The organism is Trinickia sp. EG282A (assembly GCF_040965455.1).
Classification (GTDB): domain Bacteria; phylum Pseudomonadota; class Gammaproteobacteria; order Burkholderiales; family Burkholderiaceae; genus Trinickia; species Trinickia symbiotica.
The window spans coordinates 103461-121187 of sequence record NZ_JBFRCC010000005.1 but is presented as its reverse complement, the minus strand read 5'-3'; the positions used below and the strand labels follow the sequence as shown (position 1 = coordinate 121187).

The window sequence follows — 17727 nt, the reverse complement described above, 5'->3', positions numbered from 1 at the left end:
GTGTCACCAGATCTTGGGCGCGCCGCTCGCATGGAGCGCCGCGATGTAACCGAACACGAACGACGCGCCGATGCTGCTGCCGGCACCGGGGTAGCACCGTCCGACCACGGACGCCGTGCAGTTACCGGTGGCGTACAACCCCGGAATGTGCGAACCATCCTCTTTCAGCACGCGCGCGAATTCGTCGGTCACAAGGCCGCCTGCCGTCCCGACGTCGCCGGGGTACATGCGTACGGCGTAGAAGGGGCCCTCCTCGATCGGCCCGAGGTTAGGGTTCGGCTTGATCGTCGGATCGCCATGACAGCGGTCGAAGGCTCGCGAGCCGCGGCCGTAGTCTTCATCAACGCCGGTCTTGCAGAAACCGTTGAAGCGATCGACCGTTTGAAGCAGACCGGCACGATCGATATTGCATTTCGCCGCGAGTTCATCGAGGGTGTCGGCCTTGATCATGTAGCCGCTGTCGAGCCATTGCTGCGGAACCTGGCCCGGCATCGCCGTGCCCCACGGGTAGTACTTGCGCTGGCGGCTGTCCATGACGACCCACGCCGGCACCGCCTTGCCCGTCTCCTTGTGGCGCTGGTACATGCGTTGACCGATTTCCATATAGGCGCCCGCTTCGTCGCAAAAGCGCTTGCCGTCTTGGTCGACCATGATCGAAAACGGCAGCGAGAGATCGAGGTGATGCATGAACGGCAGCGGAGAGCCATCGGGCGCGCGTGCGCCTTCCGGCAGCTCCTCGTTGGATCCGAGCGACGTCACGACCCACCACGCTTCCTCCATGCAATCCACCGCCCCGCCAAGAGCGATCGCGGCTTCCAGGATTTCGCCGGTGTCGCCGGGATTCGCATTCGTCCAGTCCGCCGACGACGGTTGCGGCTGATATTTACGCCGCATTTCTGCGTTGCGCGAAAAGCCGCCCGTGTTGAGGAGCACGCCCTCACGCGCGCGCACACGCAATTCGCGGCCGCTGCGGACGGCAATGACGCCGGTCACTCGCCCGTTCTCGACGATGAGCTCGCGTACGGGCGTGTCTGTCCAGATCGGCACGTTCGCGCGCAGCGCCATCTGCAGCATGCGCCCCTGAATCGCGGCGCCGTTCGAGACGAGCTCCTTGCCGGTGAGCTTCTGATAGAGCATGCGCCCGCCCAGTTGCATCGCCTTGCGCTTGCCCCCCCAGGTGCGCTTCATGAGAAAGAGCTGCGGGTACTCGTTCGAGTTGGCCGGCATTGCCGGGCCTTTGTAGCGCGACAGGCGCGGCCCCCACTCGCCCAGCTCTTTCAGGTCGAAGAGCTTCGCCAGCAAAGAACGGCCACGCGGTTCGCCGCCCGGCAGCGTGTCGTAGTAGTCCGACCAGCCATCGGCGTATTCGAACTGCATGCCGTGCTGTTCGAGAAACTCGGCCATGATTGGGCCGGTGCGCAAATATGCTTCACGCCGCGCTTCGGAGGTGCCCGGACCTCGATACGTCACCGCGGCATCGAAGTACTGACGCGCGCGCTCATACGAATCGCTCACGCCGTGCCGCTTCATTACGTGATTGTTCGGCAGCCACCAGACACCCCCGGAATAACCGGTCGAGCCGCCCACCTTTGCCTGCTTCTCGATGATGAGCGCTTCTTTTCCGGCCGACTTGCAGGCGAGCGCCGCACACATCGAACCGCCGCCGCTGCCGACCACCACGAAATCGTAGGTTGCGTCCCAGGTCGCCGACATCACTCCTCCTGCGCGATGAATTCGCGCAGCGCGCGATGGAAGTTCGACACCGACGTTTCCTGCAGCGGATTCGTGCGCGATCCCTTGAAGCCGCGCGACTTCATACCCTGCTGCACGTTCGTCATGTTCTGGAAGTCCTGCCACAGAATCAGCCCGAAGTTTTCGAGCGCGTTTTGTTTCCAGTCGTCCACGCCGTAGTAGAACTCACGCGCGAGCGGGGGCTCCGCGCCCGGCGCGAAGCGCTGCAGCGACCATATGTCGTAGATGCATGAATCGGGATTGTCGCCATCCGGCCGCGCGCGATAAAAGAGCGCACCGTCCGGGTATGGGAGAAAGACAAGGTTCGGGAAGACGTGCCAGTCCGCGCCCGCGCGGCCCAGTTGCTCGAAAGAGATCTCGGGCCAGCCCGCGCCCTCGGCGATGGCCGCTTCACGCTGGAATTCCATTGCTTTCGCCAGCACTTCGAACTGGTTGCCCGACGGCGACATCTCGTGCATCAACCGCTTCGCCGCTTCGTAGTCACGCGCAGTGTTGATGGCCTTCAGCGTCTCCTCCATGACCCGGAAAAAATTGACGAGCCCCTGGCGCACATCTTCCGGCATGGGCTTGCCCGTCCGGGGCGACGGCGCGCCGATCATGCGCGTGGCCGTCGAATAGCCGAACATCCCATGGCGGCCATAGGCGAAGCTTCGCGTCACGTCGTCGCCCGCCACGTCGAGCAGTTGCGGATGCGTTGCCGCGACGTGATAGCCCTCATTGAACGCTTCGAGCGCGACCTTCCAGTTGCAGGGCAGGCGAATCGACTTGTACCAGCGGTAACGCATCTTCTCGAACTCGAAGCAGTTCGTGATTTCGGGCACCGGGTCGAGAAACTTCGCGAGCGGCTCGGCGCCGGGGTCCATATTGATGAACACGAAGCCACCCCATGTGTCCACAAGGACGGGCGTGAGACGCAAGTCGCCATCGGTCATCTCGGGGCAACCGGCCCAGTCGTCGCGGTCGAGCACGCGCGCCACGCTGCCGTCGAGATTCCACTGCCAGCCGTGATAGGCGCAGTGGAACTTTGCGGCCTTGCCGCAGCCGTTCGTCAAACGGCGACCGCGATGTTGGCAGACGTTGAAATAAGCCTTGATTTCATCCGCCGCCGTGCGTACCACGATGATCGACTCGCCGGCCACATCGAAGGTGACGTAGTCTCCGTTGTTCGGAATTTCCTCGAGACGGCAGGCGACTTGCCACACACGCGGCCACAGGCGCGCGTTCTCCCGCTCGAGGAAAGACTTCGACAGGTAACTGTCCTTCGGCACAAAATCGACGCGGACCGTATGTTCCCCCGGGTTGGGACTTCTGTTACCCATTGATATCTCCTTCGTGATATGGCCGGCGTAGGCGCCAGTTCCGACTTGTAATGTGCTGACCGCGATCGAGGCCAATATGCAACTATCGGTCCAATTTGCATGAACGGCGTTCAGATGCTAGGCTTCCCCTCGGAGCGATGTCAATCCGTGCGAACGTCAATCGAGCGCCGCGGTCAGCGCCGGCACGGCTTCGAAAAGGTCGGCCGCGAGTCCGTAGTCGGCTACCTGAAAGATCGGCGCCTCGCTGTCCTTGTTGATCGCGACAATGACCTTCGAATCCTTCATGCCGGCGAGGTGCTGAATGGCCCCGGAGATGCCCACCGCGATATACAACTGCGGCGCGACGATCTTGCCGGTTTGACCCACCTGATAATCGTTCGGCACGAAGCCGGCGTCCACCGCCGCGCGTGACGCGCCGACCGCAGCGCCGAGCTTGTCCGCGAGCGCGTCGAGCAGCTTGAAGTTCTCGCCGTTGCCCATTCCCCGGCCGCCCGAAACCACGATGCTGGCTGCCGAGAGTTCCGGACGGCTCGACTTCGTCAGTTCCTGGCCGATGAAGCGGGCCCTATCGAAGGCCGGCGCGGGCGCAACCGCCCGTGACGGCGCAGCCGCGGCGCCCGTGGCCGCCGCCTCGAAAGCGGTCGGGCGAATCGTGACGACCTTGATTACGTCGGCGGATTGAACCGTCGCGAGCGCGTTGCCGGCGTAGATGGGCCGCACGAAGACATCGGCCGCTTTGATCGCGACGACATCGGAGATCTGCGCGCTATCGAGCAGCGCCGCCACACGCGGCATGAAGTTCTTGCCCACAGCCGTGGACGCGGCGATGACGTGCGTATAGCCGCTGGCCAGCGAAACGACGAGCGAGGCCAGGTTTTCCGGGAGCGCGTGCGCATAGTGGGGCGCATCCGCGACGAGCACCTCTGCGACGCCGGCGATGTTCGCGGCTTGCGCCACCACCGCCGATACGCCGTGGCCGGCTATCAGCACGTGAATGTCGCCGCCCACTGCGTCCGCGGCCGTAATCGCGCTCAACGTGGCGCGGCTGAGGCTTGCCTGGTCGTGTTCCGCGATAACGAGAATAGTCATGATCAGATCACCTTCGCTTCGTTTCGAAGCTTTTCAATCAGTGCTGCAACGTCCGGAACCATCATGCCGCCCTTGCGCGCCGGCGGTTCGGTCACTTCCAGAACCTTCAGACGAGGCGCGACGTCGACAGCCAGTGCCTCGGGGCTCAGCGTCTCCATCGGCTTTTTCTTTGCTTTCATGATGTTGGGCAGCGTCACATAGCGCGGACTGTTCAGGCGCAGATCCGTCGTGACAACGGCCGGCAGATCGAGTGCGACGCGCTCGAGTCCGCCGTCGATTTCACGCGTGACGGCCAGTTGCTGACCGTCCACTGCCACCTTGAACGCAAATGTCGCTTGGGGCCAGCCGAGCAGCGCGGCGAGTTTCTGGCCGGTCTGGCCGGCATCGTTGTCGATGGCCTGCTTGCCGAGCAGCACCAGTTGGGGGTTTTCGCGCGCGGCCACGGCGGCCAGCAGCTTGGCGACGGCGAGCGGCTGTAGTTCTGCCTCGCTTTGCACCAGCACGGCGCGATCCGCCCCCATGGCGAGTGCCGTGCGCAAGACTTCCTGCGATTGCGCCGTTCCCGCGGAGACCACGACGACCTCACTCGCCATCCCCGCTTCCTTCAAGCGCACCGCCTCTTCCACGGCAATCTCGTCGAAGGGATTCATGGCCATTTTGACGTTGGCCAGATCGACGCCCGAACCGTCGGACTTCACCCGAGGTTTCACGTTGTAGTCAATGACGCGCTTCACCGCGACCAGTATCTTCAATTTGACGCTCCGAACGATTTACTGAACAATGTTCGATATTCTGAACTCATCTTTTTGCCGCTGTCAACGACAAGAAAGAGGAAGGTGTCGCGCGCCAGAGGATTCGACGCCCTCGGTCAACACCAAGGAGGCAACAGTGAAGCTTTATCGATGCGAGCGGTTCGCAGGCATTGCGGGTCTCGCGTTATGCGAGGAGCCCGATCCCCCGCCGCCCGGCGGTCATCAGGTGCTGGTTCAGGTGAATGCCAGTTCGCTGAATTTCCGCGAGCTGCTGCTGATGAACGGCGCGTTCCGCGACTGGATGGCGCCGAACTTCATCCCGGCATCAGATGGCGCGGGCGTCGTGCTTGCCATTGGCGAACACGTGCGGCGCTTCCGGCCAGGGGACCGCGTCATGGCCAACTTTGCCGAGAACTGGCACGGCGGCGCGCGTCCGCGGCATGCAGACACATTGGGCCGCGGCGCCATCGTCGAAGGCATGCTTCGAGAGAAGGTCGTGCTGAGCGAGGAAGAACTGGTCGCCGTGCCGGACCATCTCTCCGACGAGGAGGCCGCTACCCTGCCTTGCGCGGCGCTCACCGCGTGGAATGCGCTTTGCCAGCATGCGCCGTTGCTGCCCGGCCAGACCGTGCTCGTACAAGGTACGGGTGGCGTATCGATCTTCGCGTTGCAACTCGCGCGTCTCTTTGGCGCGCGCGTAATCGCCATATCGTCGAGTGATGCCAAGTTGAAGCGCCTCGTCGAACTCGGCGCCGACGCCACGATCAACTATCGCGAGACGCCGCGATGGGACGAAGCCGTGCTCGCGCTCACCGCAGGCCAGGGGGTTGACCTCGTCGTGGAGGTGGGCGGCGCCGCGACGTTTGCGCAATCCGTCGCTGCAGCGCGGGACAGCGGGCGGATCAGCGTGGTGGGCATGCTGAGCGGCGCCCCCTCGCCCGGCGACGGATTCTTCATGCGCGGATTGTCCATTGCAACAATTCGCGTTGGCTCGCGCCAGGACTTCGAGATCATGAACCGCGCCATCGGCCTGCACAAACTCAGGCCAGTCATCGACTCCGTCTACGGCTTTGCCGACGTGCCAGCCGCGCTGCGCCACCTCGAAAGTCAGCAGCATTTCGGCAAGATCGTCATTCGCCACCGATAGGCGGCTTTTCACAATTCGCAGAGGCAGTCATGAACATGTTTTCACTGGAAGGACAAGTCGCCCTCGTCACCGGTGCATCACGCGGTCTTGGGTTTGCGATGGCGAGCGCGCTGTCATCCGCAGGCGCAACGGTCGTCCTCTGTGCACGCTCACGCGCCAATCTCGAAGCCGCCGAGGCGTCGATCCGCAAGGCGGGCGGCAACGTCGACATCGAGCCCTTCGACCTGACCGATCAAGCCGCGATCGGCAACGGCGTGCGCAACGTTCTCGCGCGTCACGGCCGCATCGATGTGTTGCTCAACAACGCAGGCATTTGCGAGTGGAGCGATTTTCAGCACTCCACGCTCGAAATGTGGCAACGCACCATGCAGATCAACGTCACGGCAGCCTACCTGCTCGCGCAGGCCATATCAGGGCCGATGATCGAACGCGGGCGAGGTCGCATCATCAATGTGGGCTCGTACGTCTCGGTGCTTGGGCGCGAGAAATTACAGGCCTATGTGGCCAGCAAACATGCGCTGGCGGGTCTCACCAAATCGCTCGGCGCGGAGCTCGGACGCCACGGCATCCTCTGCAATGGCATCTGCCCCGGCTACTTCATGACCGATATGGCTGAACCCGTCACCTCGAATGCGCAGATGAAAGAAATCGTCCGCTCGCACATTTCCGTCGGACGCTGGGGTCGCCCCGAGGAACTCGGCGGCGCCGCCGTATTCCTCGCCTCCGAAGCGAGCTCCTATATGAACGGCCACATGCTGATGGTCGACGGCGGCGTCTCGGAGATTCTCAGCTTTTCGATGTCGGTCGTGTAGCTGTGACGCGCCGCCTCGACAGCAAAGTGCTTTCCTTAACGCATTAGCACAGGTCGATTAAACACCCTTCGATTTCTCGGCGGCGAGCGCCATGCTGTTTCCGACCGCGGCCCGTTCGGGCCTGGCCGACGCAGTCCGCAACAAGAAGTGCGACAGCGAGGGGATCAGGACCAGCGCACCGATCATGTTTCCGACGAACATGAAGGTCAGCAAGATTCCCATGTCTGCCTGGAACTTGATGGGCGACCACGCCCAGGTAACGACACCCGCGGCCAGCGTGACGCCCACCAGCGCCACCACCTTGCCGGTGAACTGCACGGCTCGACGGTATGCCTCGCGCAACGGCAATCCGGCACGCTGATAGTTGAGCTGCACGGACAACAGGTAGAGTGCGTAGTCGACGCCGATCCCAACCCCCAGGGCAATGACGGGCAATGTCGCGACCTTGACGCCAATGCCCAGCATGACCATCAGTGCTTCGCACATGACCGATGTAATGACGAGCGGCACCAGTGCGACGACGGCGGCACGCCAGCTACGGAACGTGATCAAGCAAAGCAGGATGACAGCAGCATAGACCAGCAGCAACATGCGTTGATTCGCTTCCTTGACGACGATGTTCGTCGCCGCATCGATGCCCGCTGAGCCCGCGGCGAGCAGGAACTGATGAGTCGGGTTCTTGTGCGAATCCGCGAAACGCTGCGCCGCGTCGAGCACCCGGTTGAGCGTCGCCGCCTTGTGGTCCGTCAGGTATGCGATGACGGGCATGGTGTTACAAGCCGGGCTGATGAGATCGGGGCGATCGAGCAGCACCTGGAAGAGAGAGCGATTGAGGATCGCGGGCGTCCGGTTGATCGTGTACCACTTCGGGTAGCCCTCGTAAGCGCCGGACGTAATCAGCCGAGTGAGCGATGCGGCCGAACTCGTGGTTTGTACGCCACGCACATCTTGCAGTGCCATCTCGAGGCGATCCACGTCCGCCAGCATCTGATAGTGATCCGCATCGCAATTGGTCAACGACGATTTGCCAATCACCACGAACATATCGCTCGACAGGCCGTAATGGCCATTGATGAACGCATTGTCACGGTTGTAAAGCGAATCGGCTCGCAGTTCCGGCGCCCCCGCATCCAGATCGCCGATCTGCAAGCGCTCACTGACGGCGAAACCTGCTCCCGCCAACAACAGTGCCACCACAACCGCCCCCAAAGCCCAACGCCGTTCGGTGAAGCGATCCAGTACTGTCCACAGTCCAGCGATACGCGAGCGGCCGCCTTGCTCGTCGGCCTCTTCGATCAGCGTGCGCTGCGCGGCCGCCGGGCTCACACCAAAATACGAGAGCAACACCGGCAACAACAGAAGATTCGTGAAGACGAGCACACCCACGCCGATACTGGCTGTCAACGCCAAGTCCTTGATGACCGGGATATCGATGATGGTCAGCACGGCAAAGCCCACCATGTCGGCCATCAGTGCCGTCAGGCCCGCGAGGAAGAGACGCCGGAAGGTGTAGCGTGCTGCTACGTACTTATGCGTGCCACGCCCGACATCCTGCAAGATGCCATTCATTTTCTGGGCGCCGTGCGATACACCAATGGCAAACACCAGGAATGGCACCAGGACCGAGTACGGATCGATGACAAGCCCCAGCGCCGTCACGATGCCAAGCTGCCAGAGCACGGCGACGAGCGAGCAGGCGACCACCAGAAAGGTGCTGCGCGGGCAACGCGTATAGAAGAAGATCACGCAAAGCGCAATAGCCGCCGCGACGCCAAAGTAGGTCATCACTTGCTTCAGGCCATCGATCAGGTCGCCGATCAATTTCGCAAAGCCGACTATGTGGATGCGGACGTTGCCGTTTTGCTGGGCGCGCACCATGTCGTCGAGCAGGTGCGAGAGCTGTGCATAGTTGATCGGCTGGCCCGCCGCGTCCCGCTCGAGCAGCGGCACCACGATCATGCTCGACTTGAGGTCGTTGGCGACGAGAGAGCCGGTGATGCCGGCACGCGCGACGTTGCTTCGCAACGCATCGATCGACGCGGCCGAGCCGTTGTACGTCGACGGCATGACCGGGCCACCCGCATAGCCTTTTTCAGTCACGATATTCCAGCGCACGGCCGGCATCCAGATCGACTTCACCCACGGCCGGTCAACCCCGGGCATCAGGAAAACGGTATCGTTGATTTTCCTCAATGCCTCGAGATAGGCGGGATCGTAAATGTCTCCGCGCGTGTTCTCGACCACGATGCGCAGGCTATTGCCGAGCCCTTTCAAATCGCCCTTGTTTGCCACGTAGTTCCGGATATACGGGCTGGACTGCGGGATCATTTTTTCGAAGCTGGCGTTGATCTGCAGTCCGGTCGCCACCTTATAGCCAAAAAACACCGAGAGCACGGCACACAATAGGATCAGCGCGAACCGATGATTGAAAACCAGCCGCTCGAGCGCATTGCCGGACTTGGCGTCGAACGCGGCAAGGTCCCGGACTACGGGCATCGAATTGATCTGCTCACTGCTGTTGCCGGCCATCTTGGGCTCCCCTCTCCCGCGGTTCACTTGAGTACAGCAATGTTTTTCACCCCACCTGAGCCGACGGCCACCAAGCCGCCGCGCTCAAGGCTCGTACCGTCCCACAGTGACCACGGCTGACCCGGCACATCCGCCGCGCTGAAGCTCGCGCCGCCGTCCGTACTGATCAGGATGCGGCCGTCCTGGCCGAGCAGAGCAAGCCGCCCGTCAGCGAGCCGCACGCCGCCGAGCAGACTCGATTCGTCAGGAATCCCAACTTTCGTCCAGGTCTGCCCGCCGTCGACGCTGCGCAGCGCATTGCCGCGCAAGCCATAGAGAATCATGTTCTCAGACGTACCGAAGATGCCGAAAAAGCTGCCCTTGTAAGGCACGGTGAGCTTCACGAACTGCTGCCCGGCCGCATCGAGGCGCATGACGAGACCCTGCTCGCCGACGATATACAGCGTGCTGCCAATCCTGCGTATCGCGTGCAGGTTCAGGGCATCCTGTTCGTTTTCGGTGTGGTCGAACCAGGGTGTCCAGCTCGCGCCGCCATCGTCGGTTCTAAAGATGACGTTGAACGACCCGATGATGTAGCCGGTGCGCTCGTTGTCGAACCAAACCGAAAGGAAGGGGCGTCCGGGGCCGTCATTGACAAAGCGTTTGGCTTCTTCGAGTGCTGCGGCGATCTTGGGGTTCGACTGGTCCTGCTTTTCGTAGTAGGCCAACATCAGGGCAGCCGCCGATCTGCCGTCGAGTTGCTTGACCCAGGATGCCCCGCCGTCCGCCGTATGCAATACGATGCCGTCCTGACCCGTCGCCCAGCCCGAGTTTGGCGACGCAAAGTACACGGCCACCAGGTCGGAACTCACCGGTGCTGGGGCTTGCCGCCAGCTCGCGCCGTTGTCATCGGACAAGACGATCAGTCCACGCAAGCCGACAGCAACCAGCCGGCTTCCGGCATGCGCAACCGCAAGCAAAGGCGCCCTTCCCGCACGCGGGTTGGGCGCAGCCGGCGTGTCGATCGGATCGGCGAATGCCGCCAGCGACGGCTCGGCGACAGCTAGCGCGAGCGCGAGCAGTGCCGCGTTCAAATACATTCGGCGCATCATGTCTCCTGTCGATCAAAGTCAGCCTGAGGGCTGACTCTGGTCCCATGCAAAGCTGCCGTCCATCTCAGCACAGGCGGTATGCAGCGGGAAAGACCCGCTGCATATCGCCCGTGGTGGGTCGTGCTGTCGACGACTCGCTCAACTGAAAGGGAATCAGTCGAGCCGATTTGAATCAACGAATGCCGGTGGACTGCATCCGTTCAGGCGTGAAATAGCTGCTCGGAAAATCGACATTGAAGAAGATACCGGCCGTGTCCGAGGGATGACTGCCCAGCAGATATACGCCGCTGTTGAAGTCGAAGAACCAGTTGCCGAGCGAATATGGGATCTTCGTGTCATATGCCGGTACCGTGTCTTCGAATCCGCCTCGATACAGTTTGCCTGCCTGGTCGTACGCGTCCATCATGCCGCCGCCCAAATCCTCGTCCGTATAGAGGATCTTCTTGCTGTAGAGATGCCGCGCGCCGGGTTTGAGCGTCAATTCGATCACGCGGACTCGATGCAGCTCCCAACGGATCTGATTGGCGTTCGGGAAATGCGGCGTGAGCATTTCCTTGTCCGGGACGGCATATTCCCACTTGTACCCGTTATACGGAATATACATTTCCCGGGTACCCAGCAATTTGGCCTTCCAGCGATCCAGCTTGCCGTACATCAACTGGATATCGTCCATGGTGATCACGCCCGAGTAGCCGGGATTGGGCGTGTCGTAGGCAAGATCGGGGGCAACGCGGGTGCGCCGCTGACCTGGCGCATACTCCCACCCCGGCCAGTCGCGCGAACTCGACATGTAGTTCCAAAAGAGCGTGGTATCGCCCTTCAGGCGCGCGGGTGCGGCGTAGTCATTCTGAACCTGGTACCAGACACCGTCCGTTTTCTTGAACCCATCCCGACCCAGTGCCGGATCGTAGTACGGAAAATAAAGGCTGCTCTTGAACGAGCCCGTCAGCACAGGATTGCCCGAACTATCCATCAGCCAGGTGTTCACGAAGTTCTTATGCTTAGTGCCAACGAACCGCATGATGTAGTTGTAGAGCGCTTCCTCGCCCGTCTTTGGGATCGGGAATGGAATGCAGCCAAAGGCGTCCTCGATATCCTGTCCGCCATCCGCCAGCTTCGCCTTGACTGCATTGATCTTGCAATTCTCACCGAACCAGGCTGGAAACGACACACTGCGATGCGTCGGATAGACAAGCATCTTGTAATCGGGATAGCGCTTGAAGAGTTCCTTGGACGACTCGCTCAGCTTGTCCGCGTACTGCTGCCAGTTCTGAGCGGTAATCGTCAAAATCGGCTTCTCGCCGGCAAACGGATCGGCCCATTTGCCGCTATTCGGTTTGAAGTCCGCGGGCGGCTGGGTGATGCCGCCCGTATACGCCGGAATCTGGCCGTCCGCGCTGCCCGCCGCCTCTGCGCCGAAAACCGTGAGTTCAGTGCCGAGTTTCGCCGCTTCGTCCGCCGATACTGCCGCGTAGACATGGCAACCATAGGTGACGGCGATCGAGGCAGCCGTCAGTAACTTTGCTATCTTCATTTGCAAATTTCCTGTGAAGTCCCGGGTGATCAGCTCTTCTTCAAAGCGTGGTCTGGTAGGTGATGCCGAACCAGCCTTTATCCGAATAGGGCGCGCCGTTGACATTGGTCGCCGTGCGCTTCCAGTTCGTGTAACCGGTGTAGGTGAAATTCACGATGTGCTTGTTGTGGATGGTGAATTGCAGACCCGCTTGGTAGATGTTGCTGCCCTGGTTGCCGCCATCGACAGTCGGCGTATTGCCATGAATGTTCCATTGTACGAAGAGCGGCAGGTCGAGATCCACACCGGGGAACACCTGATTCCAGTGCGGTGTGAACGAAACACCGAACGTATAGAAGTTCCTCGTCGCGCAACCGAGCGCGACCGCGTCGGGCGCCGACGTGCATGCCGCGGAGTAACCCGGCGCGTTGAAGTTCTGCGCACCGGAGGTCACCTTGATCAGGTGCGCCGCAGCAATTTCCATCGCAAGCGGCGCCTCGTTCCAAAGGAACGACTTGCCCAGGTAGGTCGTCGTATTGAGCAGCGCGTGCAGTGTATCGCCACGCGCCCCTTCGAGCGAACCCGGCGAGCCGCTACCGGCCGACGACAAAGGCGTATTGCGGCGATACGAGACTTCCGCGCCGACCGCCGTGCCGGCAATCTGACTGTTCACACCGATGCCGAGCAGCTGGACCTTGTTCGCGTAGATATCCTCGGTGGTGAAATTGGCCAGATTGAACTGATCGAACCACGGCGTCTTGTAAGTGAACCGTCGGTAGGTCAATTCAACGGTGCTCGAAAATTTTTCGAGGCGGTATTTGGCCTCCACACCGATGTCGCCTATGTCGCCCTGCGGTCCCTTGCGGTTGAAGATCGGGAAGGTCCCCGCGTACGCGGAGATTGGCGGACCATAGTTGATCGAATCCGACCCACCGAAATAGGTGCCGCCTTCGGGATACCGGTCCGGCAGCCATTCGAATGAGTAGTAGCCGCTCAACTGCAACTTATTCGTCAATTGGGCGGAGGCGGCCACTTGCCCCGTAGGCAGCGACAATTCCTTCAGCGATGCACCAGGGCTTTGCGTCGCCGCGATCAGGTTTTGCGGCGCCTGCGACACGGCGACCGAGTTCACACCGCCCACACTGCCGATGAGCGACTGCCCCCAGATTTGCGCGAGACGGCCTACCTTGATGTCGACCGGCACGTGACCCGCGTTGACGGTGGTGAAGCCGAACGCATCGCGCACTTCGGCAGACGGCCCGATGTAGTACTTCTTGATGTAGCCGGTGTAGTTGTTCCCCGGATAGTTCGCGACATTCTGCAGGCCCGGCGCGCTCTTGTCCTTGCCCGAATACGCGGCGTCATACCAGCCCGCGATGCTGAAGCGGAAGCCGGTCGTTTCCTTGTACTTGAAGTCGAATTCGCTCGTGATGTCGAGCCGCGCGAGCATGGTCTGGTAGCGCTTGAAGGTGTTATCGCCTTCGTCGTAGGCCGGGTTGTTCGCGATCGTCGGATTCAGTCCTTGCAGCCGCACGCCGTAGTTCGCGCGCAGCGTGGTGTCCAAGTCCATCTGGATGTCCGGATTCGGCGTGGTGATCGTAAACGCATGCGCCATGCTCGCGAAGCCCCCGCACAGGCCAGCCAGCAGCATCGCTTCAAGGCTGCGCCTAAGCGCAACGCCGCCTTTCACAGTCGATTTCATCTTGTCTCCTCTGATTCGGAATCCACTCGGACGCGTCACTCTCTTTCCCGCGCATCTGACCGAAGCGTTTCAATCGGTGCGTCTTTTAGAATGTTGTTCAGCATCGTAAATGCGCCGTCGAGGGGGTGTCAATAGTGTTTTCCAGTAGAGAACCCTCGTCGCGCGGGCAGCGAGCGAGGCTCGCAGCGCAGGCCTTTGCGACTGCGGCTTGGTCAATGGAAGCGCTGCGATACAGGGAGTGCGCGTGCTGCGCACTAAGCGGGGCCCCCAAACAGGGCACCGAAAGAAAGCGGTGAGCGAGAGCGGCACGGCGCGGCTCGAGCGCGCCTTAAGCGCGCCTCGCCCGGCGCGCGAAACGGCTCGCCGCGCTAACGCTATTTCACCTCCCAGACCAGCGGCAAGTGATAGAGCGTGCCATTCACGCCGCCGTGAACCCCCGCCTTCTCGCCTGGCTTGATCTGGAAATCAGGGATGCGCTTCAGCCATTCCTGAAGGAAGACCTTCAGCTCCACCCGGGCCAGGAACGAACCCGGGCAGCGATGCGGACCGTTTCCGAAGGTCGAATGAATCGGCGTGGGACGAGAGAAGTCCACGGTGAGCGGGTCGTCGAACTTCCTTTCGTCGAGGCCATGCAGCGTGGTCGGCATGATGATCATGTCGCCCTCTTTGAGCTGCACGCCCTTATATTCGAAATCGTGAGTGATACGCCGTCCTTGGTTCACCACCGGAAAACGCCGCAGAAGCTCGTCGACGGCTTTTTGCGTCAGTGCGGGATTGTCGACGAGCTGCTTGCGGTGCGCGGGGCTACCGGCGAGGAAGCGTGCGATGAAGCCCATTGCGGAGGCGACCGTGTCCAGCCCGCCGATCAGTACGAGCCCGCACAGGCCTCTCACCTCTTCGTCGGTCAACGGGCGTCCGTCGATCTTCGAGTGGACGATCTTGCTGATGAGGTCGTCGCCCGGATTCGCGCGCCGTTCGGCGATCTTCACCCCCAGATACTGGAAGATCGCGCCAAGCGCGGCGAGCTTCTCGTTGGCATCGGACGGCCGCACCATCTTGTCCGCCAGGCTCAACAGGTATTCACGATCTTCAGGCGGCAGCGCCACCATGTTCATGAAGATGCCGATCGGCAAATGCTGAGCAAAGCCCGAAACGAACTCGACCTCGCCCTTCGGGTAGAAGTCTTCGATCAGTTCGATCGCCATTTCCCGCGCCTTCTCTTCGAGCTTGCTGATCGCTTGAGGCATGAAGGCGGGAGCAATCAGCGAGCGATAGGCCGTGTGCTGCGGCGGATCGAAGAAGATGGGCGCGAGCGGCTGATGCTCCACGAGCGGCACAGTCAGCTGCTTCGATGAGAAGTTCTCGTAGTCTTTGAGGATGTGATAGATGTCATCGCCGCGCGTCGCGATCCAGTGACCGCCGTTGCGCGGCGTCCAGAAGATGTCGGGGATGCCCTCCGCGTGCAGCTTCTTCAGCGAGAGGTGATAGTCGTCCTCCGCGCCCGGCGGATCATAGATATCCACATCGACCACCCGTTCGGGTGACACGTGTGCGGGGACCGGTGCCCGTTCCGACGTGCTGGCGTGACTGGCTGCTGACATAGGGTGTCTCCTTTTTTCGATCGATCAGACCATTCGTGAACCGTGCTTAGAGGAAGGCGCCGTACAACTCGACGTGATGTTCGGTGTTACCCCACGTCATATCGATGCAGGTGAGACGCTTCACGTACCAGCCGATCGCGAGTTCGTCTGTCATGCCCATCCCCCCATGAAGCTGGACTGCCTGCTGTGCGACGTATCGGGCGCTCTTGCCGATCAGCGCCTTTGCCGCGGTCACCGCACGGTGCGCCGCCTGCTCATCGTCATCGCCCAGCTTCGCTGCCGCGAAATAGACGATCGATTTGGCCTGCTCGACTGCGCTCAGCATGTCCGCGGCACGATGCTGCAACGCTTGGAATTTGCCGATGGGCGAACCGAACTGCTTGCGCGTGCGCAGATAGTCGAACGTGAGATCGGTCAGCCGCGACATCGCTCCCACCGCTTCGGCGCAGAGCGCGAAAATGCCCTGATCGACGATCCATTCGAGCAAGGGGTAGCCTTCATCGACGGCGCCGATGACCGCCTGCGCGTCGACGCGTACGCCGTCGAAAACGACCTCGGCGACACGCTGCCCGTCGAGCGCCGGAAAACCCTTTACGCTCACACCGGGCGTGCGTGCATCGACCGCGAACAGCGTGATGCCATGCTTGTCCGTCTGCTCGCCCGAGGTGCGCGCGGACACCAGCAGGATGTCCGCGCTGTCGCCGTGCAGCACGACGCCCTTTCGCCCAGTCAGGACGAACCCGCCACTCGTTGACTGGGCCGTGGTCGCGACGCTCCACAAATCGAAACGCGCGCCAGGCTCGAGCGTCGCCAAGGCCGTCTTCAGGCTGCCGTCCGCGAGCCCCGAAAGCATCTGCGCTTTGCGCGCCTCGTGCCCGGCACGCCCGATCAGCTTCGCGCCAATGACCGCGGACGACAGAAACGGTTCCAGCACCAGTCCGCGGCCAAAGGCTTCCGCCACGAGCATCGTCTCGACCGGCCCGGCCCCGAGGCCGCCGTGCTCCGGCGGTATGTTCAACGCCAGTACGCCCATCTCGGCCAGCGTGGACCAGTGCGCGTCCGACCAGCCCTGCGGGGTAGCCGCCAGACGGCGCCTCGTCTCGAAGTCGTATTCCTTCTCGACGAAACGGCCGACCACATCGGCCAGCATCTGTTCTTCTTCAACCAGCGTGAAGTCCATGGCGTGCCCTCAAATGCCCAACGCCTGCTTGGCGATGATGTTTTTCTGCACTTCCGTCGAACCGCCGTAGATCGAGATCTTGCGCCAGTCGAGATAGTGCGCGGCGAGCGAGTTGAGCAGTTCGCCGTTGGCCGTCTCGCCCTGCCAGTCCGCCTCGAGCGCTTCGCTGACGAAAGGCACCGCGTAAGGGCCCGCGCACTCCATGATCAGCTCGGTCAGTTGCTGCTGAATCTCTGAACCGCGAATCTTAAGCACGGACGCTTCCGGTCCGATGGGGCGCCCTGCCGTCTCGGCCGAGACGACACGCAAGAGCGACCATTCGTGCGCAATCAGGTCGATTTCCACACTGGCGATCCGATCGCGAAAGCGGATGTCCTCGATAAGCGGCTTGCCATGCTTGCGTTCGACGCTCGCAATCTCCTTGAGACGGCGCATGAAGCGCTTGCAGTTGCCAAGGCCGGCGATGTTGGTGCGCTCATGACCAAGCAGATACTTCGCGATCGACCAGCCGCGATGCTCCTCGCCGACTAAATTGCTCACCGGAACCACCACGTTGTCGAAGAACACTTCATTGACGTCGTGGCCTCCATCCAGCGTGCGGATGGGCCGCACGGTGATGCCGGGCGTCGCCATGTCGATGAGCAGGAACGAGATGCCTTCCTGCGGGCGCCCGCCTGCATCCGTGCGCACGAGGCAGAAGATCCAGTTCGCCCATTGCGCAAACGACGTCCAGATCTTCTGGCCGTTGACGAGGTAGCAGGCCTGACCGTCGCGCTCGATGCGTTCCGCACGGGTCTTGAGCGACGCCAGATCCGAACCCGCACCTGGCTCCGAATAGCCCTGGCACCACCAGTCTTCCATCGAGATGATGCGCGGCAGGAAGCGCTCGCGCTGCGCGTCGGTACCGAACTTCTGGATCACCGGCCCAACCATCGAAAGCCCGAACGGCATCTGGCGCGGCGCGCCAGCGGTAAAGCATTCCTCGTCGAAGATGTTGCGCTGCGCGGCGTTCCAGGCGGCGCCGCCATATTCCGCGGGCCATGCCGGCGCACCCCATCCTCGCGCAGCCAGAATACGTTGCCAGCGAACGTAATCTTCGCGCGGGACGTGGCGGAAATTCAGCACGCGGTCGCGGATATCATTGGGCAAATGCGTCGCCACGAATTCGCGCACCGTCGCGCGGAATTCCTTTTCGGCGGGACTCTCTGTCAGGTCCATCGTCAGACTCCAGTCGCTGCTT

The 17727-nt window shown here is 61.8% G+C and carries 13 protein-coding genes; 2 read left to right on the top strand and 11 right to left on the bottom strand.

Going from position 1 to position 17727, the window contains the following annotated elements; genetic code table 11:
- Positions 1-3: 3 nt before the first annotated feature.
- The 4 genes from AB4Y31_RS23400 to AB4Y31_RS23385 all read right to left on the bottom strand — a co-directional run bounded on the left by AB4Y31_RS23400 (position 4) and on the right by AB4Y31_RS23385 (position 4912).
- Entirely contained in the window at positions 4-1713 is a 1710-nt protein-coding gene (locus AB4Y31_RS23400) for an FAD-dependent oxidoreductase (RefSeq protein WP_368676049.1), read from the bottom strand.
- The gene (locus tag AB4Y31_RS23395) at positions 1713-3071 is read right to left on the bottom strand and encodes an SRPBCC family protein (protein ID WP_102606967.1); all 1359 of its coding nucleotides are present in this window, start codon (positions 3069-3071) and stop codon (positions 1713-1715) included. Before AB4Y31_RS23395 ends, AB4Y31_RS23400 begins: the two co-directional genes overlap by 1 nt.
- 156 nt (positions 3072-3227) lie before the next feature.
- A complete protein-coding gene (locus AB4Y31_RS23390) occupies positions 3228-4160 on the bottom strand; it encodes an electron transfer flavoprotein subunit alpha/FixB family protein (RefSeq protein ID WP_368676048.1) in 933 nt (310 codons plus the stop codon).
- A 2-nt stretch (positions 4161-4162) separates the two neighbouring features.
- Positions 4163-4912, bottom strand: coding sequence for an electron transfer flavoprotein subunit beta/FixA family protein (locus AB4Y31_RS23385; protein WP_368676047.1), 750 nt, complete (start codon positions 4910-4912; stop codon positions 4163-4165).
- A 136-nt stretch (positions 4913-5048) separates the two neighbouring features.
- Between AB4Y31_RS23385 and AB4Y31_RS23380 the strand changes: the two genes are divergently transcribed.
- Together AB4Y31_RS23380 and AB4Y31_RS23375 are read left to right on the top strand one after the other, a co-directional pair.
- Entirely contained in the window at positions 5049-6059 is a 1011-nt protein-coding gene (locus AB4Y31_RS23380; protein ID WP_368676046.1) for an NAD(P)-dependent alcohol dehydrogenase, read from the top strand.
- A gap of 29 nt (positions 6060-6088) precedes the next feature.
- Positions 6089-6871 (top strand): SDR family oxidoreductase, encoded by a 783-nt coding sequence (locus AB4Y31_RS23375; RefSeq protein WP_368676045.1) that lies wholly within the window; start codon positions 6089-6091, stop codon positions 6869-6871.
- A 57-nt stretch (positions 6872-6928) separates the two neighbouring features.
- On the opposite strand, the gene AB4Y31_RS23370 is transcribed toward AB4Y31_RS23375, so the two are convergent.
- From AB4Y31_RS23370 to AB4Y31_RS23340, 7 genes are all read right to left on the bottom strand, one after another.
- Positions 6929-9400: an RND family transporter gene (locus tag AB4Y31_RS23370; RefSeq protein WP_368676044.1), complete on the bottom strand. Its 2472-nt coding sequence runs from the start codon at positions 9398-9400 to the stop codon at positions 6929-6931.
- 23 nt (positions 9401-9423) lie between these two features.
- Entirely contained in the window at positions 9424-10479 is a 1056-nt protein-coding gene (locus AB4Y31_RS23365) for a WD40/YVTN/BNR-like repeat-containing protein (RefSeq protein ID WP_368676578.1), read from the bottom strand.
- Positions 10480-10663: 184 nt separating this feature from the next.
- Positions 10664-12025: a DUF1329 domain-containing protein gene (locus tag AB4Y31_RS23360; RefSeq protein WP_368676043.1), complete on the bottom strand. Its 1362-nt coding sequence runs from the start codon at positions 12023-12025 to the stop codon at positions 10664-10666.
- Between the two features lie 40 nt (positions 12026-12065).
- On the bottom strand, positions 12066-13706 hold the full coding sequence (locus AB4Y31_RS23355; protein ID WP_368676042.1) for a DUF1302 domain-containing protein: 1641 nt from the start codon (positions 13704-13706) through the stop codon (positions 12066-12068).
- 374 nt (positions 13707-14080) lie between these two features.
- Positions 14081-15307 (bottom strand): cytochrome P450, encoded by a 1227-nt coding sequence (locus AB4Y31_RS23350; RefSeq protein ID WP_368676041.1) that lies wholly within the window; start codon positions 15305-15307, stop codon positions 14081-14083.
- Between the two features lie 46 nt (positions 15308-15353).
- Positions 15354-16487, bottom strand: coding sequence for an acyl-CoA dehydrogenase family protein (locus AB4Y31_RS23345; protein WP_368676040.1), 1134 nt, complete (start codon positions 16485-16487; stop codon positions 15354-15356).
- Positions 16488-16496: 9 nt separating this feature from the next.
- Positions 16497-17705, bottom strand: coding sequence for an acyl-CoA dehydrogenase family protein (locus AB4Y31_RS23340; protein ID WP_368676039.1), 1209 nt, complete (start codon positions 17703-17705; stop codon positions 16497-16499).
- Between the last annotated feature and the right edge of the window lie 22 nt (positions 17706-17727).